This is a genomic window from Rhodoferax sp. U2-2l (assembly GCF_020594515.1).
GTDB lineage: Bacteria > Pseudomonadota > Gammaproteobacteria > Burkholderiales > Burkholderiaceae_C > Rhodoferax.
Window position 1 is genome coordinate 90,647 of record NZ_JAJCTH010000001.1, and the last position, 20,145, is coordinate 110,791.

Sequence of the window (20,145 nt, forward strand, 5' to 3'; positions counted from 1 at the left end):
TTTTTTGATTGACTTTTTTATGCCGCGCGCGTTGACACGCAAGAACTTTCACAGCTCGAACCTCATTCGCGTTCTGTCGGACCTGGCGCTGGTGGAGGCCTGCGAGCCGGGCACGGCATTTGCAGAAGACCTGGCGCAGTGGCTGAACCTGGATGACGCGATCACCTTGCATGCGGTGCTTGCCGCGGGCGCCACGCCGCCGTCGCGCTCTGGCGCCTCAGAAAAAACGAACCTGACTGAGCAGTTCACGCGTCTGCGGGATGGCTTGGCGACGGTGGACTGGCCGGTGCCGGCCACCGCGTCGTATGAACCGTACCGTCGAGCCTATTCGGCGCATCAACGCGACATGGAGGCGAGCCTTCGCCCATTTCGTCTGCAGGTGCGGGAGGTGCTGGCCAGAACCTCGCCAACACTGGCGAAGCTGGCCGCGCTGGACGCCGTTTTCGACAAGTCGCTGTGTGAACGTGAGCGGCAATTGCTCTCCACGCTGCCTGCGCTGCTGGCCAAGCGCTTTGAACGTCTGCGCCAAGCGCATCCGCCAGCGCCTGCTGACACACCCGACACCGTGAATTCGCTCTCTCCCGAGACGTCCCCAGCCTGGCTGACGCGCTTTGGCCAGGAGATGCAAGCCGTGCTGCTGGCAGAGCTGGACGCCCGGCTGGAACCCACACTTGGGCTCATTGAAGCCTACAACCTTGAAATGCCCCAACCGTCATGAATAGACATCTTTTCTCGCTCGCCTTCGCGGTGGGTCTGCTGGCCATCGCCTGGGTGGGCGTCGGCTTCATGGGCGGCCCTGTTCTGGCCATGGTGATGACCGTCCTCATCGGCTTGGTGTACGGGTTGGGTGCGCTGGAATTGCGCCAGTTCCGCCAGGATAGCGCGCGCCTGACCGCGGCGCTGGCAGCCGTTCCTGAGCCGCTGACCGACTTGCATGCGTGGCTGGACCAGGTGCCGGCATCGCTGCAGAACCCGGTTCGGCTGCGCGTGGAGGGCGAGCGCATCGGCTTGCCAGGCCCGGCGCTCACCCCCTATCTGGTGGGTCTGCTGGTGATGCTGGGCATGCTGGGCACTTTTCTCGGCATGGTGGTCACCCTCAATGGGGCGGCTTTCTCGCTCGAAGGCACGGCAGATTTGCAAACCATCCGCAACGCGCTGGCAGCACCCATCAAAGGTTTAGGGTTGGCGTTTGGCACCTCAGTCGCGGGTGTCGCGGCATCGGCCATGCTGGGCTTGATGTCGGCCCTGAGTCGGCGCGACAGGCTGCAGGCGTCGCAACGGCTCGACACGCAAATTGCCACCCGCTTGCGCCAGTTTTCACACACCCATCAGCGCCAGGAAGCGTATCAGGCGCTCGCCACGCAAGCCCAGGCCCTGCCTGTGGTGGTGACCCAACTGCAGGCCATGATCGGCCAGATGGAGCGCACCAGCCAGCAGCTCAATGAGCGTTTGCTCAGCAACCAGAGCAGCTTTCATGGCGAGGTCAAAAGCCTCTACAGCGATCTGGCCGCCTCGGTGGACCAATCGCTCAAGGACAGCCTGACACAAAGCGCCCAGACGGCTGGCCAAAGCATCCAACCGGTGATCACGTCCGCCATGGCCGCCATGGCGCAAGAATCGCGCATGCTGCACCAGCGCGTGATCGATGCCGCGCAAGCCCAGGTTGACGGGCTGTGCGCCCAATTTGGCGCCACCGCGGCCACCGTCGACCAAACCTGGCAGGCGGCGCTGGCCAGCCACGAACGCACCAGTGCCGGTGTGGTCACGTCCCTGGGTGCCACGTTGACCGCGTTCAATGCGCAATTTCACGCGGATGCTGGGGCACTGCTGACCTCGGTTGCCAATGGGCAAGCCCAGCAGCTGAGCCAACAGGCCATCGCGGATGCGCAGCGTCAACAGGCCTGGCAAGACGCGTTGACGACCATGACGGCCGATTTGCGGCAGGCATGGCAACAAGCCGGTGCGCAAACGCAGGCCCAGCAGCAGCAGATTTGTGCCACCCTGGCCAGCACGGCCCAAGACATGGCCCAGCGGGCACATGCCAGCGCCAACAGCACGCTCAGTGAAATCACCCGGCTGATGGGTCAGTCAGAGCAGCTGATCCAGACCTGCCTGGCCTCAGAGGCTGACTGGGTCCAGCAACACCAGGGACAGATGGCGCAACTGGCCAGCCTGCTGCGCCAGGAACTTGGCCAGCTGCGCGATGACGAGGCCCGGCGCGGTCAGGCGGCGGTGGAGCGTCTGGGTGACTTGCAAACGGCGGTGGCCAGCCATTTGGTGACGCTGGGCACGGCGCTGGAAGACCCGATCAGGCGGCTGATCGACACCGCGTCCGAGGCGCCACGCGCCGCAGCCGACGTCATCGGTCAGCTGCGCCAGGAAATATCTGATGGCATCGCCCGTGACAACGACCTGCTGGCGGAGCGCAGTCGCATTTTGGCCACGCTGAACACCTTGCTGGATGGCATCCAACAGGCCTCGGTGGCGCAACGCGCCGTGATCGACAGCTTGGTGGCCTCGTCAGCCCAGGCGCTCAATCAGACCGGCAACCAATTTGCTGAGCGGATGGATGCCGAGACCGGCAAACTCTCTGACATCGCCGCGCAGGTGACCGGCAGCGCTCTTGACGTCGCGAGCCTGGGCGAAACCTTCGGCTTTGCGGTCCAGACCTTCACGGCTGGCAATGAACAGCTGATTGGCAGCCTGCAACGCATCGAAGCGGCGCTGGACAAGTCGATGGTGCGCAGTGACGAGCAGCTCGCCTATTACGTGGCGCAGGCGCGCGAAATCATCGACCTGAGCACCCTGTCCCAGAAGGAAATCTTTGACGAACTGCGTCGACTGCCAGGGCGTTCGGCCTCAGAGGTGCGCTGATGCAGGACAGTGACGGGATGGAACACACGGCGCCGGTCTGGGCCGTGTTTGGTGACCTGATGTCGGGCCTGCTGGGGGCGTTTGTGCTGATTTTGGTGGCGGTGCTCGGCGTGCAGCTGGAGCTGGCCACCAACCTGGAAGCCGAGGTCAAAAAGCGCCAGATCGAAGAACAACGCCGCATGACCCTGGAGAAGGCTTTGGCGATCCCTCTGGCGACGGGCCGCATCACTTTGAACAACGGGCGCATCGGCATCAGTGGCCGGGTGCTGTTCTCGCTGAACTCTGACCAGTTGCAACCCGAGGGCCGACAACTGCTGAAAAGCCTGGTGACGCCGCTGCGGGCCTATTTGGCGTCGCGCAACGAACTGCTGATGGTCAGTGGCTTCACCGACGACCGCTCCATCCGCGACGGCAACGCCCAGTTTGCCGACAACTGGGAGTTATCGGCCCAGCGCGCGCTGACGGTGACCCGGGCCCTGATCGACGAAGGCATGCCCTCGGGTTTGGTGTTCGCTGCGGCCTTTGGCGCTGAGCAGCCGATGACGCCCAATGTGGATGAGGCCGCGCGGGCGCAAAACCGGCGCGTGGAAATGGCGCCCGTGCCCCGGAACAGCACGTCAACACCGACGCCATGAAGGACGCTGACCCGGGCGGGCTGACGCCGGACATCGACGCCTTGCGCCAGCGTGGTGCGGCCAAATTCGACCCGGTCGGGTTCTTTTACCTGGAAGCGCTGGCCCGGCGCGCAAACGCCCAGCAGGGTCCGGTCAAACGCTTGCTTGACGTCAAACTGGCTCAGGCGTTGGTGAGGCTGAGAGACAACTTTGAGCGGGCCCAAACACAGACCCGCGAGGCGTTGGATCGGGTGGCGGTGCAGCACCCGCAGGCGCTGGCTGAGCTGGAGCGGCGCTACGAGCTGGGGGACTTTGCCGCGGTGACCTCCGGCATCGCCAGGCTCAGAAACAAGGTCCACAGCACGCCTTTGGGGGCATTGGCCGGTCAGTTGTCCCCACCCCAGTCGCCCGGTGGCGCTGACCGTCTGGGCGAGATCGGCCGCGTTGGGCTGGGCCCGGAGTTGACAGCGGCTCCGTATTTCAGAGCGACCTGGGCCAAACTCAGTGCCAACAAGCGTGTGACACAAGCCCTGGTCCAGGCACCCAAAAACGCGGGGCCGATCAACTCCCACAGCCTGGTGCTGCGTTCGCTGGCCTTGATGCGCGATATTTCCCCCGACTACCTCAACCGCTTGACCTCGTACGTGGATACGCTGCTTGGCCTGGACCAAGGAGGTAGACCGAAGCAGGCCACTGCCAAAAAAACGACCGAAGCCACTTCGGGCACCAAGAAAACAAGCCGCCCTGCGCGCCGGGGTCAAGCCTGATCACCCAGCGCCACGGGGCAGCGAGGGATCAGGCCAGACTCAAACGCGGCGCCGCCAGCCGACTGGCGTGAAGCCAGGCGCGGCGCAGCACAGCCGGGGACTTGGTTTCTTCGGGAATCAGCAGGTAGTTGTGGGCACGCATCGCGGTGCCCAGGCCCACACGGCTGGTGACCACCGCCATCGGGATGGCCAGCAGCAGGGGCAGGCCCACCGGCAGCAGCCAGACCAGGGCGCGTGGGTCGATCATGGCCACACCCACAGCAAGCGCCACCACCATCAGGCTCATCGGGGCGAGTTGCGCCAGCGCATGGCGCCATGGCACGGCGGCCGCTTCGCGTGGGGGCGATTTCCATTCGAGCTTGAGGCCGGTGACGGCCACCGCCACAAACAGCGAATGCGCCAGCATACGCACCGGGGCTTGCAGCAGGGCAATCACGGTTTCCAGCACGGCACTGCGCAGCAGGCTACCGGTGCCGCCAAAACTGTTTTGCTGGCCCTTGAGCAGCACCGCGGTGATGCCCAGCACCCGTGGCAAAAACAGCATACACAGCGTCCAGGCCCACAGTGCCATCAGTTCACCGGGCAGTTGCAGCCAGTCGGCCACCATGGGGGAGCCCGACAACCACAACGCGGTGCCCAGGGTCATGAAACTCAGCCACAAGGGCGCCGACAAATACGCCATGGCGCCGGTGGCAAACATCGAGCGGTGCACCGGGTGAATGCCGGGTTCGGCGATCAACCGCGAGTTTTGCAGGTTGCCCTGGCACCAGCGGCGGTCGCGTTGTAATTCGGCCAGCAGATCTGGTGGTTGTTGCTCGTAGCTGCCCACCAGGTCGCCCACCAGCCAGACGTTGTAACCGGCGCGGCGCATCAGCGCGGCCTCGACAAAGTCGTGCGACATGATGCTGCCCGACATGCCGCCGGTGCCAGAAATACGCGCCAGCGCGCAATGTTCCATGAACGGCGCGATGCGGATGATGGCGTTGTGGCCCCAGTAATGTGACTCGCCCATTTGCCAGTACTGCATGCCCAGTGTGAACAGGCGCCCGGTCACGCGTGAGGCAAATTGTTGTGCCCGGGCGTGCAGGGTGACGTGGCCGATGGCCTGGGTGGCGGTCTGGATGATGCCTGCCGTGGGGTGGGCTTCCATCAGCTTGACCATGGAGACCAGGCAGTCGCCACTCATCACGCTGTCGGCATCCAGCACCACCATGTAGCGGTAGTCTTTGCCCCAGCGGCGGCAGAAGTCGGCCACGTTGCCGGCCTTGCGGTCGCTGCGGCGTTTGCGCAGGCGGTAATAAACCTCGACGTGGGGCCGGTCGGGCTGGCTGGCCAGCTGGCTGCGCAGTTCTTCCCAGGCGGCACGTTCGGCTTTCTGGATGAGCGGGTCGTTGCTGTCGGACAGCACAAACACGTCAAAGGTTTTGACATGCGCTGTCAAAGCGACCGACTCACAGGTGGCGCGCAAGCCAGCAAACACGGTGGACACATCCTCATTACAAATCGGCATGATGATGGCGGTGCGGGCAGTCGCGTCCAGCGCGTGATGCTGCACCTGTTTGGCCGACAGGCTGTGGCGGTCACCCCGCAGCATCACGTAAAAACCCATCATCGCGGTCATGAAACCGGTCACCACCCAGGCCGACAACAGGCCAAACAGCGTGGCCTGCCCGTATTGCCAGAAGGCGTTGTCGTAGTCGGGCTGCATGTCGGTGAACAGGGTGGTGGCCAGCACCGTGCTGATCACGGTCAGCAGCACAAACACCATGCGCCGGCGTTGGGCAGCGTGTTGCCAGGGCTGCAGCCCTGTCGCCTTCGACGTGGCTGGCTCAGTTTGGGCCGCCGCACCGCCTGTCAGCTTCAGCACGGACTGCAGCGCCACACTGGCCAGGCTGTTCCAGAAACCACGCCACGGGCGCGGCACCATCGAGCCGCGATGGATCGGTGGCGCGGTGACGGCGTTGGGGTGCCGCACTTCGCGCAAGAGGCTGCGTGGGTTGGCTGCGCTCACGGTGTGATCAGGTTGGTCCATGTTTCGCTCAGTGTTTGTTGGTTGTGTTGCAGAAAGGCGCGCAGTTCAACCGGCTGGGCCGGGTTGAGCCGCTGCACACGCAGGGTCATGCGCCAGGCGCCGGTGACCGGGTTTTTGTAGGCCAGGGTTTCAATCACCCGGCCATTGGCGTTGCTGCTGGCCATGGCCTGCACGGGTGCGCCTTCGGGCAAGGCGTCCAGGGCCGGGCCGGCAAAATCCAGCACAAACTGGTGCTGGTCCTGCACCTCAGCGCCCGGCCGAAGGTAGCCCGTGCCACGGCGTGACTGCGTCACCCAGCCATTGGGCGGCAGCTGCTGGTTCTGGCCCTGCCAGTGGATCGTGTAGGCAAAATCTATCGACTGGCCCGGCTGGGGCATGTTGGCGGGTACCCAGTAGGCGGCCACGTTGTCGTGGGTTTCGTCGGGAATGCCAAACTGCAGCAGCTCCACCCGGCCCGGGCCCCAGTCGCCCAGTGGTGTGACCCAGGCGCTGGGCCGCAGTTCATAACGCGCTTCGGTGTCCTCATAACTGTGGAAGGCGCGGTCACGCTGCATCAGGCCAAAACCTTTCAGACTGGCCATGCTGAACGAGGTGGTGATCGCCGCGCCCGGGTTCTGCAATGGCCGCCACAACCATTCACCTTCGCCGGTGGCAATCATCAAGCCGTCGGAGTCGTGCACTTCGGGGCGGAAGTCTTCTTTGCGGGGCTGGTTCTCACCAAAGAAAAACATGCTGGTCAGTGGCGCCAGGCCCAGGGTGGCCACCGGTTGGTCGGTGGCGCGCATGAAGACACGGGCATGCACTTCGGTGATGGTTTGCTCACCCGGAGTGATGTCAAAACGGTAGGCGCCAGTCATGCGGGCTGAGTCCATCAGCGCGTAAATGGTGAGTTGTTTGGCACCAACACCCGGTTTTTCGAGCCAGAACTCGGTAAACCGTGGAAACTCTTCTGGGTTGGCGCCCGAGGTGTCCACCGCCAGCCCGCGTGCCGACAGGCCATAACGTTGCCCGGCACCCAGCGCCCGGAAGTAGCTGGCGCCTGAAAAAACGACCAGCTCGTCCTTGTGATCGGCCGTGTTCAGGTGGCTGAAGGTGCGCAGGCCACCAAAACCGAGGTCACCCCAGGTTTGGGGCGACAGCTTGTTTTGCCCGTAGTTGAAGTCGGCCGGGTTGTACGGAATTGGCTTGACACCCTGCGCGGTGATTTCGTTGAGGCGAACGATGTCGCTGAGTCGGCCAACATGGAAAAAATTGGCCTCATACGGCAGCTTGTCGGCACGCCACAAGTTGCGGTCTGGGCTGAAGCGGATGTCGCGGTAACCGTCGTAGTCCAGATTGGCCAGCTCGGTGGGCATGGCCTGGTTGGCCGGTTTGAAGGGCGCTTGCGCCTGCGCACGGGCCAGTGCCGCCACATCGTCTAAACCCCAGGCTTGGGCCTGATCAGCGGCCAGAGTCAGCATACCGGCAACCAGAAGGGCCACAAACTGGGTCGAAACGGCAGATGCGCGACGCTGAAAAGAAGGGTGAAAAAAGGATGGCATGCCACCCCTAGTGCAAACCCTATGCCAGTCTATAAAAGTTTATATAAATCAATGACTTGGGTGCCATCTGGAATAACTGGCCGGGAAAACAGCAAAAAACTCGGCTGAAACCCGCATTTTTGTCGCCAAACAGCGACAAGATACCGGTGGAAAAGAAAAACTCTTTTGAAATCAACGGTTTATTTTGTCGCCTGATAGCGACGCCTGTCGCAGGCGGGCGACAAGCATTAAGCGCCGTGGTCGGCCTTGAACAGGCCGGGCGTCAAGCCGTGTTTTTGCATCAGGCGGTAAAACTCGGTGCGGTTGCGGTCGGCCAGCTGGGCGGCATCGGCCACATTACCGTCGGTCAGCTTGAGCAGACCCACCAGGTAATCGCGCTCAAAACGTTGTTTGGCCTCGGCAAAACTGAGCACCTCCACACTGGGTGAACGCAGGGCACGTTGCACCAGGGTCAGTGGCACCAGCGGGGTAGTCGAGAGGGCGCAGACCTGCTCCACCACGTTGTAAAGCTGGCGCACATTGCCCGGCCAGGCGGCGGTGGTCAGGGCAATCAATGCCTCGGGCGCAAAACCGCTCAGGCGTTTGTTGTATTTGCTGGCCAGTTTGACCAGGAAATGGTTGGCCAGCAGCGCGATGTCTTCGCGCCGCTCTGACAGCGGTGGCAAGGTCAGGGTCACCACATTGAGCCGGTAATACAGGTCGGCGCGGAACTGGCCCTCAGCCATGGCCTGGTCCAGGTCGCGGTGGGTGGCCGAGATGATGCGCACATCCACCGGCGTGGACTGGCTGGCGCCCAGCGGGCGCACCGTGCGCTCTTGCAGCACCCGCAGCAGCTTGACCTGCAACGCTGAGGGCATGTCGCCGATCTCGTCAAGCAGCAGGGTGCCACCGTCGGCCGTCTGAAACAGGCCGATGTGGTTGGACACCGCGCCGGTGAAAGCGCCCCGGACATGGCCAAACAATTCCGACTCGAGCAGGGCTTCTGGGATGGCACCGCAGTTCACCGCAATAAAGGGTTTTTTGGCGCGTGTACCGGCCTGGTGGATGGCCCGGGCCAGCAGCTCCTTGCCGGTGCCACTTTCACCCCGCAGTAACACGCTGGCGTCCGACTGCGCCACCATGTGCGCCTCGGCCAGCACCTCGGCCATGCGGCTGGATCGGCTGATGATCTGGTCTTGCCAGGCGGGCGGGCTGCCGGGTCGGCTGGACTGGGACAGCGCGCTCAGCGACAGCGCCTGCGCAATCTTGTCGAGCAGCGCTTTGCCGTCAAACGGCTTGGTCAGGTACGAGAACACACCGCGCTCGGTGGCCTGCACCGCATCGGGAATGGTGCCGTGGGCGGTCAGCAGAATCACTGGCAGCGAGGGGTGTTGGGTGCGGATGTCGTCAAACAGCGCCAGGCCGTCGCGCCCCGGCAGCCGCACATCGCTGAGCACCAGCTGGGGCCGCTCGATAGACAACTGGGTCAAAGCGTCCTCGGCAGAGCGCACCGCGCTGACCCGGTACCCGGCGGCTGTGAGTCGGATGGTGAGCAGGCGCAGCATGTCGGCGTCGTCATCCACCACCAGCAGATGCGGCCCGGGTGCGGGCGGTGTGTTCAGCGGCGGGCTCATGGGGCGGGTGTGTGGCTGCCACGGCTGTTGGAGGCCGGGGTTTGGGGTGGGCGGCTGGTCAGGCTGCGCTCAATCGCCTTGAGGGCTTCCAGCCGGTCGGTGGTCTGGTCGAGCCTGCGCTGCAGCTCACGCGTCTGCTGGTTTTGTTTGTCCAGCAAGTCTTCCAGGCGGCGTTGCTCCCCCAGGCGATAGGCCAGTTGCCCCACCAGCGGGTGCAGCGCTTGTTCGCTGGGGTTGGCCAGCACCCGGCCCAGCAAGTCCTGGGCACGCTGGAACTCTGGCAACTGGCGAAACTGGCTCAGCACCAGGGCCAGCTGCACCTGGTCGGTGGGGCTGGCGGCATCACCGAGCCGGGTCACTTCCTGGCTCCATTCTGCGGGCTGCATGCGCCGCACCCGCTCGGCATACACCAGCAGGCTCAGGACGGGCTCAGACGCCTGCGGTGCGGTGTGTGCCACCGGCGGTGTCGGCTGGCAGAGCACCGAGCTGGCGGGCAGCGCTGGCGCGGCGGCTGGGTTCACCGTCGCACTGCCGCCCTGGCCGACGGAACTGGCGCAACCCGCCGTCAACATGACCAGCGCGACAGAGGTCAACAATCCGGCTCGGCGCAGGCGACGAGGGGGCCGCGCACAACAATCAGGGTTTAAAAACATGGGGTAACTCGATTCTGAAATGGGCACCCACGGGGGCGGGCAGCAGCTCGATGCGCCCGCCGTGGGCGGCAATGTACTCATACACGATGGACAGGCCAATACCACTGCCGCGCACCACGTCGGTGGGTTGGCGTTCGCCACGGTAAAACGGCTCAAAAATCCGCTCGCGGTCCGCCTGCGCCACCCCCACACCCTGGTCGTGGATGTCGATGCGCACCAGACGCGGCAGCGTGCTCAGTTCCAGGCGGATCACCCCTTTGGGCGGAGAGTAGCGGATGGCATTGGACAACAGGTTGCCCAGCACCGTGCCGATCTTGTCGGGGTCCAGCTGCACCAGCGTGGGCTGGCCAAGCACCGTGACGGTCAGCTCGCGGGCGCGGTAGGGCAGGCGCTGGGCGTCCGCCTGGGCTTCCATCAGCTGCAGCAGGTCAATGGTCTGGCGTTTCAACTGACGCGCGTCAAACGCCGCGGTGTTGAAGCGCAACAGGTCTTCAATCTGGCCCTGCAACACATTGGTGTTATGGCGCAGGATCTGGGCAATTTCGCGCTGTTCGCGGTTGAGTTCACCGGCCACACTGTCCTCCAGCAGCGAGACCCCTTCGCGCAGCGAGGCCAGCGGGGTTTTGAGTTCGTGCGAAATATGGCGCAAAAAGCGTGATTTGTCGGCATCGAGCTCCACCAGGCGCAGGCGCAGCCAGTTCAGCCGCTGGCCCACCATGGCCAGGTCAACCGGCCCACGGATGGTGATGGCGTCATCGAGCCGGTTCTCACCCAGGTCCACAATGGCGTTTTCCAGTCGCTTGAGCGGCACCGTGAACCAGACGCCAAACGCCAGCGCCATGGCCACCGCCAGCACAATCGCCCAGGTGACCTGCTGCGCCAGACGGCTGCGGCTGTCTTCCAGCTTGGCCTCCAGCGCCTGGTTGCGCTGCTGGATGATCTTTTGCACCTGCACCGCCACAGCCGCATTAACGCTGGCCAGTTCTCGAAAGCTATGCGCCAACTCGCGCTCCCGTTCCAGCGCGGTCTCGGGCGGGCCGGTCAACAGATCGTTGACCGTTTGCACATGGGCGCGCCATTGCTGCGCGCGCTGGTGCGACAGGCCCGCGGTGCTCAGGCTGGCCAACAGCGTGCTGGCTTCGCGCGCCTGCTCTGCCACACGGGCACGCAGCACGCGGTCATCCAGCACCACCGATTGGCGCGAGGTGCGCTCCATCGACACACTCAGCTCACTGAGCGACTGGGCCAGCTGGCCCAGCTCCAGCGAACGCGCCGCACCATCGCGGCTTTGCAGCGTGAGCTCTTCCAGCGTGAACAGGGCGCGCAGTGAGGCGGCCCCCAGCAAAGCGGCAATCAGCAAAAACGCGATCACCAGGAGTTGCCGGAACGAAAATTTCTGCAGCATGGGGGGACGGGCTAGTCGGGCTGGGCACGGTACGAGACGCGCCGCTGACCGCTGTGGTGCGTGTTCATCGGACAGACGCAGGTGTCAATGAAGCTTATCTGGGAGATGGTGAGAGTTTTCAACTGATTTGCTACTATAGGTATAGCATTCAACTCTTTTTGGACCGCGCCTGATCTGCGGGCAGTGAGGTCAGGCTCAACATGGCTGAACAAGCCTTGCATTTCCCAGCAACGGTGGGCTGGTGTTGCAAAAAATCTCGACCCGTTCTGGATGGATAAAGAAAGGTGTCTGCCGTGGCACCAGACCGGCATCCTGAACCGGGGTTCAGGTGGGCGAGGTCAGCGTCGTCTTGGGTTCATCTAACGCGAGATGATCACGCCAACAACACAATGTTCCAAGCCCTGGCTCAATGAGCATTGGTTCAAGGAATATACAGCCCAGCGAACACGACAGACGCCCCCATTGTAGAGCGATGCGCTCACCTCAAGCTGTCCAGGTGCGAGGAAAACCTGCTGGGTGCCATGTCAAAGCGCTGGTCCGCCACCAAGGCGGCTTAGCGTGAAATCTGAACGTATATTTCGTTCGTCTTGACCATGCCCAGCTCCATGCGCGCCTGCTCTTCGACCATTTCCAGGCCTTCTTTCAGGTCACGCACTTCGGCTTCGAGTTGGTGGTTGGCCAGCATGGCCTGGCTGTTGCGTTGATTCTGTTCAGACAGTTCGGTACGCAACTTGGCCACGTTGGGCAGGCTACCTCGTCCAAGCCACAGTTGCCCATGCAAAACCACCAGCAGGGCAATCAGCAGGGACGGGACGAGGCGGCTACCCACAGGTGGTGTTAGCGCAGGTTGTAAAACGCGGCACGGCCCGGGTAGCTGGCGACTTCACCCAGGTCTTCTTCGATGCGCAGCAGTTGGTTGTATTTGGCCATGCGGTCCGAGCGGCTCAGCGAACCGGTCTTGATCTGGCCCGCGTTCATGCCCACGGCGATGTCAGCAATGGTCGAGTCTTCGGTTTCGCCCGAGCGGTGGCTGATCACGGCGGTGTAACCGGCGCGTTTGGCCATCTCAATCGCGGCGAAGGTTTCGGTCAAAGTGCCGATCTGGTTGATCTTGATCAGGATCGAGTTGGCAATGCCTTTGTCGATGCCTTCCTTGAAGATCTTGGTGTTGGTCACAAACAAGTCGTCACCCACGATCTGCACGTTTTTGCCCAGACGGTCGGTCAAGACTTTCCAGCCGTCCCAGTCGCCCTCGGCCATGCCGTCTTCGATGCTGATGATCGGGTATTTGTCGACCCAAGTGGCCAGCATGTCGGTCCATTCCTCAGCGCTCAAGACCAGGCCTTCACCTTCGAGGTGGTATTTGCCATCTTTGTAGAACTCGCTGGCAGCGCAATCCAGGCCCAGGGCGATGTGTTCACCGGCCACAAAACCGGCCTTGTCGATGGCTTCAAGAATCAGCTGGATCGCGGCTTCATGGCCACCTTCCACCTTGGGCGCAAAACCACCTTCGTCGCCCACGGCGGTGCTGATGCCCTTGTCATGCAGGATCTTCTTCAGCGCGTGAAACACTTCTGCGCCGTAACGCAGGGCTTCGCGGAAAGAGGGGGCACCCACCGGGATGATCATGAACTCTTGCAAGTCCAGGTTGTTGTTGGCGTGTTCGCCACCGTTGATGACGTTCATCATCGGCACCGGCATTTGCATGCCACCCATGCCGCCAAAGTAGCGGTACAGCGGCAGGCCGGATTCTTCAGCAGCAGCACGTGCCACCGCCATCGAGACGGCCAGCATCGCGTTGGCGCCCAGGCGGGACTTGTTGTCGGTGCCGTCCAGGTCAATCAGGGTCTTGTCCAGGAAAGCTTGTTCCGACGCATCCAGGCCCAACACGGCTTCGGAAATTTCGGTGTTGATGTGCTCGACAGCTTTCAACACGCCTTTGCCCAGATAGCGGGTTTTGTCGCCGTCGCGCAGCTCGATCGCTTCGCGGCTGCCGGTAGACGCACCGCTGGGAACGGCGGCGCGACCCATGGTGCCGCTTTCCAGCAGCACGTCGCATTCGACGGTGGGGTTGCCACGGGAGTCCAGAATTTCACGACCGACGATATCTACGATTGCACTCATTGGCTTCTTTCAGTAGTTAAACACACGAGAAAAGAGATGGTGGATGGGCGTGATTGGATCACGCCGAAAAGTCATTTTCAAGAAAACCGTGCTTTTTGGTGACCCGGTCCAGGTCCAGCAGGGTTTCCAACAGGGCTTTCATGTGTTTGAGCGGCACCGCATTGGGGCCGTCGCTCATGGCCTGCGCCGGGTTCGGGTGGGTTTCCATGAACAGGCCGGCCACACCGACCGCGACGGCCGCACGGGCCAGCACCGGCACCATCTCGCGCTGACCGCCACTGCTGGTGCCTTGGCCGCCGGGCAGTTGCACCGAGTGGGTGGCGTCAAACACCACCGGCGCACCGGTCTCGCGCATGATGGCCAGCGAACGCATGTCGCTCACCAGGTTGTTGTAACCAAAGCTGGCACCGCGTTCACAGGCCATGAAGTTGTCTTCCACCAGACCCGCTTCACGCGCCGCAGCGCGGGCTTTGTCGATGACGTTTTTCATGTCACCGGGGGCCAGGAACTGGCCCTTCTTGATGTTCACCGGTTTGCCACTCTGGGCCACGGCGCGGATGAAATCGGTCTGGCGGCACAAAAAGGCCGGGGTCTGTAACACATCCACCACCGAGCACACCTGGGCGATCTGGTCTTCAGAATGGATGTCGGTGAGCACTGGCACACCGAGTTCACGCTTGACCTTGGCCAGAATCTCCAGGCCCTTGTCAATGCCGGGGCCACGGAAGGTGGCGCCGCTGGAGCGGTTGGCCTTGTCAAAACTGCTTTTGAAAATGAACGGGATGCCCAGGCTGGTCGTGATCTCTTTCAGCGTGCCCGCCGTGTCCATTTGCAATTGCTCGGACTCGATCACACAGGGCCCGGCAATCAGGAAAAACGGCCGATCCAGGCCAATCTCAAAACCACAGAGTTTCATCAGGCCAGCGCTTTCTCAGGAGTGGTTTTGACTTGGTGGTCCAGCGCTGCGCGCACGAACGCGTTGAACAGCGGGTGCCCGGCCCAGGGGGTGGACTTGAACTCGGGGTGGAACTGCACCCCCATGAACCACGGGTGCACCGCTTGCGGCAGTTCGACAATTTCAGTCAAGTGCTCCCGCTGGGTCAGCGCCGAGATCACCAGCCCGGCTTGGCGCAGCGCATCCAGGTAATTCACATTGGCTTCAAAGCGGTGGCGATGCCGTTCGGTGACCACATTGCCGTAAATCTTGTGCGCCAGCGTGCCCTTGACCACGTCCGAGCTTTGTGCGCCCAGGCGCATGGTGCCGCCCAGGTCCGAGTCTTCGGTGCGTGTCTTGATGCTGCCGTCGGCGTCTTTCCATTCGGTGATCAGGGCGATCACCGGATGGGGGCAATCGGGCACAAACTCGGTGCTGTTGGCATCTTTCAAGCCGGCCACATGGCGGGCAAACTCGATGGTGGCCACTTGCATCCCTAAGCAGATGCCCAGGTAAGGAATCTTGTTTTCGCGGGCAAAACGCGCCGCACAGATCTTGCCTTCGACACCTCGCACACCAAAACCACCCGGCACCAAAATGGCGTCAAATTTGGCCAGCTGCGCCACGTTGTCAGGCGAGAGGGTTTCCGAGTCGATGTAGCTGATGTTGACGTGCACATGACTTTTCATGCCGGCGTGGCGCAATGCCTCGTTGAGTGACTTGTAACTGTCGCTCAGCTCCACATATTTACCCACCATGGCGATGGTGACTTCGCCCTTAGGATGCTCGGTCTCAAACACCAGATCGTCCCAGCGCTTGAGGTTGGCGGGCGGTGTGTTCAAGCGCAACTTGTCACAAATCAGGCCGTCCAGCCCTTGCTCATGCAGCACCCGCGGCACCTTGTAGATGGTGTCGACATCGGGCATGGAGATCACGCCCCATTGCGCCACATTGGTGAACAGCGAGATCTTTTCGCGCTCGTCATCGGGGATGTTGCGGTCAGCGCGGCACAACAGGGCGTCGGGCTGGATGCCGATCTCGCGCAGTTTTTGCACCGTGTGTTGGGTCGGTTTGGTTTTGAGTTCACCGGCGGCGGCGATCCACGGCACATAGGTCAGGTGCACAAAGGCGGCCTGATTCGGCCCCAGGCGCAGGCTGAGCTGGCGCACTGCTTCCAGGAACGGCAGCGACTCGATGTCACCCACGGTGCCGCCGATTTCCACAATCGCCACATCCACGGCATCCGGTGTGCCAAAGTCGGCGCCGCGTTTGATGAAGTCCTGGATTTCGTTGGTCACATGTGGGATCACCTGCACGGTTTTGCCCAGGTAGTCACCACGGCGTTCTTTCTCAAGCACGCTTTTGTAGATCTGGCCGGTGGTGAAGTTGTTGGCCTTTTTCATGCGCGTTTCAATAAAACGCTCGTAGTGGCCCAGGTCGAGGTCGGTTTCTGCGCCGTCATTGGTCACAAACACTTCACCATGCTGGAAGGGCGACATCGTGCCGGGGTCGACATTCAGATAAGGATCCAATTTGATCAGAGTGACTTTGAGGCCACGTGATTCAAGGATCGCGGCGAGTGAGGCAGAAGCGATTCCCTTGCCCAGGGAAGACACCACGCCGCCGGTGACGAAGACAAATTTGGTCATGTCGAGGGGAGCTGCACGCTCATGGAGCTGGTAAAAATGGATTATAGAAGCTTGCCACTGGCTGACATGTCTACCCCCTGTACCCGGGTACACCTCTGTTACATTGCGGCGCATGAAAGACCTTGCTGGAAAACATCTTGTTCTGGGCCTCACCGGTGGCATTGCCTGTTACAAATCTGCCGAGCTGTGCCGGTTGCTGATCAAGGCGGGCGCGTCGGTGCAGGTGGTGATGACAGCCGCTGCCGAGCAGTTCATCACCCCGGTGACGATGCAGGCGCTGAGCCAGCGCACCGTGGCCACCTCCCAGTGGGATGCGCGCGAAGCCAACAACATGGCGCACATCAACTTGAGCCGCGAAGCCGATGCCTGCCTGATCGCGCCCTGCAGCGCTGATTTCATCGCCAAACTTGCGCACGGGCAAGCTGATGAGTTGTTGAGTTTGATGTGCCTGGCACGGCCTGCCCACACGGTGCCGCTGCTGCTGGCGCCTGCCATGAACCGCGAAATGTGGTCACACCCGGCCACCCGGCGTAACCTGGCGCAGGTGGCGGCAGATGGCGCGGTGGTGCTCGGTGTGGGAACCGGTGAGCAGGCTTGTGGTGAAACGGGTGACGGTCGCATGCTGGAACCCCAGGACCTGCTGGATGAGCTGATTGCTTTTTTTCAGCCCAAGTTGCTCAAAGGTCAGCATGTGCTGGTGACGGCCGGGCCGACCTACGAGGCGCTGGATCCGGTGCGTGGCATCACCAATCTGTCGAGTGGCAAGATGGGGTTTGCCATTGCCCGTGCCGCACGCGAAGCGGGTGCTAAAGTCACGCTGGTGGCCGGTCCGGTCAGCCTGCCAACGCCGCGTGGTGTTCTGCGTGTGGATGTGCGTTCAGCATCCAATATGCTCGAAGCCGTGATGGATAAAGCGCCAGTAGCTGATATTTTTGTAGCGACTGCCGCTGTGGCCGACTGGCGCCCGGCGCAAGAGGCTGAGCACAAAATCAAAAAAGACGGCTCAGGCAAGCCGCCCGCGTTGAGCTTTGTGGAAAACGCCGACATTCTGGCGACGCTGGCGCAGTCACCTCGAGCGCAACGCGGCGAGCTGTTTTGCGTCGGCTTCGCGGCAGAAAGCCAGGACCTGCTGGCCAATGCCCAGGCCAAACGCCTGCGCAAAGGTGTGCCCCTGCTGGTGGGCAACATCGGCCCGGCCACCTTTGGTCAGGACGACAACACCTTGCTGCTGGTGGATGAGCAGGGTGTGCGCGAGTTGTCGCGTGACTCCAAGCTGGCGTTGGCTCGTAAATTAATAGCGGACATCGCACATAAAACAAGAGCTGCAGGCTAAAAATGCTAGATATTGATATCAAGATCATCGACCCGCGGCTGGCCGACCAGCTGCCAACCTATGCCACACCGGGCAGTGCCGGGCTGGATTTGCGCGCTTGTCTGGACGCGCCATTGACCTTAGAGCCCAATGCCTGGCAACTGGTGCCCACGGGCATGGCGATTTACCTCAAGGATCCGGGCTACGCGGCATTGATCCTGCCGCGCTCGGGTCTGGGCCACAAACATGGCATTGTGCTGGGCAACCTGGTGGGACTGATTGACAGCGACTACCAGGGCCAGCTGATGGTCAGTGCCTGGAACCGGAGTGACACAGCGTTCACCATTGCGCCGATGGAGCGCATCGCCCAGCTGGTGGTGGTGCCGGTGAAACAGGCGCGTTTCAACGTGGTGAAGGAGTTCCCCGCCAGCGAGCGTGGCGAGGGCGGTTACGGCTCCACCGGCAAGGCTTGAGTGTTACGGGCGCCTGAGGGCACCCGTGCCATTCAATGCAGGCTGTCGCTGCCGGGCGCCTGCAGCATCGGTGTGATCCGGAAAAAACCGGTGCCAGCGGTGCCGCTGCCGATTTCTTCCTCGGTGGCTTCGCGAACCGCGCGCACGGTCAGGCTCAGGCGCAGGGCAATGCCCGCCAGCGGGTGGTTGCCGTCGAGCACCACATGCTCGGGGTAAATTTCGGTCACCGTGTAGAGAGCGTCCTGCGGCGTGTCGGGGTTGCAGCCCGCGGGCAGGGCGGTGCCGTCAAAGGTCATGCCTTCCTCGAGTTCAGCTGGAAATATCGATCGCGGCTCCAGAAACACCAGTTGCTCGTTGTACTCGCCAAATCCCTGTTCGGGTTCGATCTGCAGGTTGACCGTGTTGCCAGCGCTGCAGCCCTGCAGTGCGTCTTCAATGACCTGAAACAGGTCATCGCCACCAATCAAAAACTCCACGGGATCGTGCAGTACGTCCAGTTCTTCGCCCAGAGTGTCAGACAGTGTCCAGCTCAGGGCGGCCACGCATTGTTCAGTAATTTTCATACCTAGAATTGTCGCATCACAGGAGCCACCCATGGACATCACCCAAGCGCTGACGCTGCTCGGCGGCATCAGCCCTCAAGTCTTCATGAAACGTTATTGGCAAAAAAAGCCGCTGCTGGTGCGCCAGGCGATACCAGGTTTCAAGCCGCTGCTGCAACGTGCCGAGCTGTTTGAGTTGGCTGCTGACGAAGACGTGCAGTCGCGTCTGGTGGTGCAGGAGCCTGGCAGCAGCCCCGGCTGGCGCCTGGCGCAGGGTCCGTTGGCGCGCAAGACCTTGCCACCACTGAAACAACCCGGTTGGACGCTTCTGGTGCAAGGCGTTGACCTGCAAAACGAACCCGTCCATGCGTTGATGAACCAGTTCAGGTTTGTGCCCGACGCCAGGCTGGATGATGTGATGATCAGCTACGCCACCGATGGGGGGGGTGTTGGTCCACACATTGACAGCTACGATGTGTTTTTGCTGCAGGCCCAGGGACGAAGACGCTGGCGCATCGGTAGGCAAAAAAAGCCGGTGCTTCAAGACGGTGTGCCTCTGAAGATTCTGACCAACTTTGTGCCGGAAGAGGAGTTTGTTGTTGAACCTGGGGATTTGCTCTACCTGCCGCCAGGTTACGCGCACGACGGCATCGCGCTGGGTGAATGCATGACCTATTCGATTGGTTTTCGCATTCCGAAAAAAGCTGAACTGGCGAGCGAACTGCTGCATCGCCTGGCCGAAGACGCAGAAGACGCACTCGGTGAGGTACTGTACCGGGACGCGGATCAGCCCGCGGTAGCGCAACCCGCGGAGATCCCTGCGACGATGCTCGCGTTTGCCGAAAAAGCCGTTCAAGAGGCGCTACAAGACCAGCACGCCCTGGCTCGCGGCCTGGGTGAATACATGACCGAACCCAAACCCAACGTCTGGTTTGAAGCGATGGACTTGGACAACGTCGCGTTGGCGGGTTGCGACCTGCGACTGGACTGCCGCACCCGCATGATGTTTGACGAACATCACATCTTCATCAATGGCGTGAGTTTCAGTGCCGCCGGTCGCGATGCCACGTTGATGCGCCTCCTGGCCAACCAACGGCAGCTCGACGCCAGCGCAGCCAAAATGCTCAGCTTTCAGGCCAAGGAGCAGGTGGCCTCCTGGGTGCTTGCGGGTTGGATGCAGGCGTTATGCCCTTAAGCACAGTGGGCCGATGGCGTCAATGGGACAAACCAGCGCTTAAGTGACTATAATCAAAAGCTAAGCAAATTTCGCATCAGCGGGGTGTGCTTGGATGGTGCAAAAAAACTGCATCAACAATTTCCGGAAAATTGTCTTTCTTCAAAATTTAGGTACCTGTAAATGAACAAATCCCTCGCCCTGATTGCTGTGATCGCTGCCGCTGCTGCCTTGTCGGCTTGCAGCAAGACCGAAGAAGCTCCTGCACCTGCTCCCGTGGCTGCCCCGGCAGCTGATGCCGCTGCTGCTGCCGCTTCATCTGCTGATGCAGCTGCCGTGTCGGCTGATGCTGCTGCCTCCGCTGCAACTGGTGCTGCTGACGCCGCAGCAGTTGCAGCTGATGTTGCCGCCTCCGCTGCAGCTGCTGCTTCCAAGTAA

18 protein-coding genes are annotated in these 20,145 nt (G+C 62.0%); 8 read left to right on the forward strand and 10 right to left on the reverse strand.

Annotated elements, in window-relative coordinates; translation table 11 throughout:
- The first annotated feature begins 19 nt into the window (after nt 1-19).
- From LHU53_RS00410 to LHU53_RS00425, 4 genes are read left to right on the forward strand one after another with little or no spacing between them, the layout of a single operon-like run.
- Complete coding sequence (locus LHU53_RS00410) at nt 20-718, forward strand: DUF3348 family protein (RefSeq protein WP_227330101.1); 699 nt, start codon at nt 20-22, stop codon at nt 716-718.
- On the forward strand, nt 715-2,874 hold the full coding sequence (locus tag LHU53_RS00415) for a DUF802 domain-containing protein (RefSeq protein WP_227330102.1): 2,160 nt from the start codon (nt 715-717) through the stop codon (nt 2,872-2,874). The genes LHU53_RS00410 and LHU53_RS00415 overlap by 4 nt, the downstream gene beginning before the upstream one ends.
- The gene (locus tag LHU53_RS00420; RefSeq protein WP_370632190.1) at nt 2,874-3,509 is read left to right on the forward strand and encodes an OmpA family protein; all 636 of its coding nucleotides are present in this window, start codon (nt 2,874-2,876) and stop codon (nt 3,507-3,509) included. The genes LHU53_RS00415 and LHU53_RS00420 overlap by 1 nt, the downstream gene beginning before the upstream one ends.
- Complete coding sequence (locus LHU53_RS00425) at nt 3,506-4,255, forward strand: DUF2894 domain-containing protein (protein ID WP_227330103.1); 750 nt, start codon at nt 3,506-3,508, stop codon at nt 4,253-4,255. Before LHU53_RS00420 ends, LHU53_RS00425 begins: the two co-directional genes overlap by 4 nt.
- Before the next feature lie 28 nt (nt 4,256-4,283).
- Here the strand turns inward: LHU53_RS00425 and mdoH are convergent, their stop codons facing one another.
- The 9 genes from mdoH to LHU53_RS00470 form a co-directional block, all read right to left on the reverse strand.
- Entirely contained in the window at nt 4,284-6,287 is a 2,004-nt protein-coding gene (gene mdoH / locus LHU53_RS00430; protein WP_227330104.1) for a glucans biosynthesis glucosyltransferase MdoH, read from the reverse strand.
- The gene (locus LHU53_RS00435) at nt 6,263-7,747 is read right to left on the reverse strand and encodes a glucan biosynthesis protein G (protein ID WP_227330105.1); all 1,485 of its coding nucleotides are present in this window, start codon (nt 7,745-7,747) and stop codon (nt 6,263-6,265) included. Before LHU53_RS00435 ends, mdoH begins: the two co-directional genes overlap by 25 nt.
- Before the next feature lie 308 nt (nt 7,748-8,055).
- Nucleotides 8,056-9,441: a sigma 54-interacting transcriptional regulator gene (locus tag LHU53_RS00440; protein ID WP_078364101.1), complete on the reverse strand. Its 1,386-nt coding sequence runs from the start codon at nt 9,439-9,441 to the stop codon at nt 8,056-8,058.
- The gene (locus tag LHU53_RS00445; RefSeq protein ID WP_227330106.1) at nt 9,438-10,037 is read right to left on the reverse strand and encodes a hypothetical protein; all 600 of its coding nucleotides are present in this window, start codon (nt 10,035-10,037) and stop codon (nt 9,438-9,440) included. The genes LHU53_RS00440 and LHU53_RS00445 overlap by 4 nt, the downstream gene beginning before the upstream one ends.
- A 40-nt stretch (nt 10,038-10,077) precedes the next feature.
- A complete protein-coding gene (locus tag LHU53_RS00450; RefSeq protein WP_227330107.1) occupies nt 10,078-11,499 on the reverse strand; it encodes a sensor histidine kinase KdpD in 1,422 nt (473 codons plus the stop codon).
- A gap of 553 nt (nt 11,500-12,052) precedes the next feature.
- Nucleotides 12,053-12,328: a septum formation initiator family protein gene (locus LHU53_RS00455; protein ID WP_227330108.1), complete on the reverse strand. Its 276-nt coding sequence runs from the start codon at nt 12,326-12,328 to the stop codon at nt 12,053-12,055.
- Nucleotides 12,329-12,336: 8 nt separating this feature from the next.
- Entirely contained in the window at nt 12,337-13,623 is a 1,287-nt protein-coding gene (eno, locus tag LHU53_RS00460; protein WP_227330109.1) for a phosphopyruvate hydratase, read from the reverse strand.
- Nucleotides 13,624-13,681: 58 nt separating this feature from the next.
- Nucleotides 13,682-14,539, reverse strand: a complete 858-nt coding sequence (gene kdsA / locus LHU53_RS00465; RefSeq protein WP_227330110.1) for a 3-deoxy-8-phosphooctulonate synthase — start codon at nt 14,537-14,539, stop codon at nt 13,682-13,684.
- Entirely contained in the window at nt 14,539-16,206 is a 1,668-nt protein-coding gene (locus LHU53_RS00470; RefSeq protein WP_227330111.1) for a CTP synthase, read from the reverse strand. Before LHU53_RS00470 ends, kdsA begins: the two co-directional genes overlap by 1 nt.
- A gap of 112 nt (nt 16,207-16,318) precedes the next feature.
- Here LHU53_RS00470 and coaBC point away from each other — a divergent pair, with 112 nt between their 5' ends.
- Together coaBC and dut are read left to right on the forward strand one after the other, a co-directional pair.
- Nucleotides 16,319-17,539, forward strand: coding sequence for a bifunctional phosphopantothenoylcysteine decarboxylase/phosphopantothenate--cysteine ligase CoaBC (gene coaBC / locus LHU53_RS00475; RefSeq protein WP_227330112.1), 1,221 nt, complete (start codon nt 16,319-16,321; stop codon nt 17,537-17,539).
- A gap of 2 nt (nt 17,540-17,541) precedes the next feature.
- Nucleotides 17,542-17,991, forward strand: coding sequence for a dUTP diphosphatase (gene dut, locus LHU53_RS00480; protein ID WP_227330113.1), 450 nt, complete (start codon nt 17,542-17,544; stop codon nt 17,989-17,991).
- A gap of 32 nt (nt 17,992-18,023) precedes the next feature.
- Here the strand turns inward: dut and LHU53_RS00485 are convergent, their stop codons facing one another.
- Entirely contained in the window at nt 18,024-18,554 is a 531-nt protein-coding gene (locus LHU53_RS00485) for a peptidylprolyl isomerase (protein WP_227330114.1), read from the reverse strand.
- Between the two features lie 31 nt (nt 18,555-18,585).
- Between LHU53_RS00485 and LHU53_RS00490 the strand changes: the two genes are divergently transcribed.
- Both LHU53_RS00490 and LHU53_RS00495 read left to right on the forward strand, forming a co-directional pair.
- On the forward strand, nt 18,586-19,728 hold the full coding sequence (locus LHU53_RS00490) for a cupin domain-containing protein (RefSeq protein ID WP_227330115.1): 1,143 nt from the start codon (nt 18,586-18,588) through the stop codon (nt 19,726-19,728).
- Nucleotides 19,729-19,890: 162 nt separating this feature from the next.
- The gene (locus tag LHU53_RS00495; RefSeq protein ID WP_227330116.1) at nt 19,891-20,145 is read left to right on the forward strand and encodes a hypothetical protein; all 255 of its coding nucleotides are present in this window, start codon (nt 19,891-19,893) and stop codon (nt 20,143-20,145) included.

Bases quoted from the DNA above. Each gene is read 5' to 3' on its own strand.
- LHU53_RS00410 (WP_227330101.1), top strand. From the start codon at position 20: ATGCCGCGCGCGTTGACACGCAAGAACTTTCACAGCTCGAACCTCATT.
- coaBC (WP_227330112.1), top strand. From the start codon at position 16,319: ATGAAAGACCTTGCTGGAAAACATCTTGTTCTGGGCCTCACCGGTGGC.
- LHU53_RS00495 (WP_227330116.1), top strand. From the start codon at position 19,891: ATGAACAAATCCCTCGCCCTGATTGCTGTGATCGCTGCCGCTGCTGCC.
- mdoH (WP_227330104.1), bottom strand. From the start codon at position 6,287: ATGGACCAACCTGATCACACCGTGAGCGCAGCCAACCCACGCAGCCTC.
- dut (WP_227330113.1), top strand. From the start codon at position 17,542: ATGCTAGATATTGATATCAAGATCATCGACCCGCGGCTGGCCGACCAG.
- LHU53_RS00425 (WP_227330103.1), top strand. From the start codon at position 3,506: ATGAAGGACGCTGACCCGGGCGGGCTGACGCCGGACATCGACGCCTTG.
- LHU53_RS00450 (WP_227330107.1), bottom strand. From the start codon at position 11,499: ATGCTGCAGAAATTTTCGTTCCGGCAACTCCTGGTGATCGCGTTTTTG.
- LHU53_RS00470 (WP_227330111.1), bottom strand. From the start codon at position 16,206: ATGACCAAATTTGTCTTCGTCACCGGCGGCGTGGTGTCTTCCCTGGGC.
- LHU53_RS00485 (WP_227330114.1), bottom strand. From the start codon at position 18,554: ATGAAAATTACTGAACAATGCGTGGCCGCCCTGAGCTGGACACTGTCT.
- LHU53_RS00415 (WP_227330102.1), top strand. From the start codon at position 715: ATGAATAGACATCTTTTCTCGCTCGCCTTCGCGGTGGGTCTGCTGGCC.
- eno (WP_227330109.1), bottom strand. From the start codon at position 13,623: ATGAGTGCAATCGTAGATATCGTCGGTCGTGAAATTCTGGACTCCCGT.
- LHU53_RS00435 (WP_227330105.1), bottom strand. From the start codon at position 7,747: ATGCTGACTCTGGCCGCTGATCAGGCCCAAGCCTGGGGTTTAGACGAT.
- LHU53_RS00490 (WP_227330115.1), top strand. From the start codon at position 18,586: ATGGACATCACCCAAGCGCTGACGCTGCTCGGCGGCATCAGCCCTCAA.
- LHU53_RS00420 (WP_370632190.1), top strand. From the start codon at position 2,874: ATGCAGGACAGTGACGGGATGGAACACACGGCGCCGGTCTGGGCCGTG.
- LHU53_RS00440 (WP_078364101.1), bottom strand. From the start codon at position 9,441: ATGAGCCCGCCGCTGAACACACCGCCCGCACCCGGGCCGCATCTGCTG.
- kdsA (WP_227330110.1), bottom strand. From the start codon at position 14,539: ATGAAACTCTGTGGTTTTGAGATTGGCCTGGATCGGCCGTTTTTCCTG.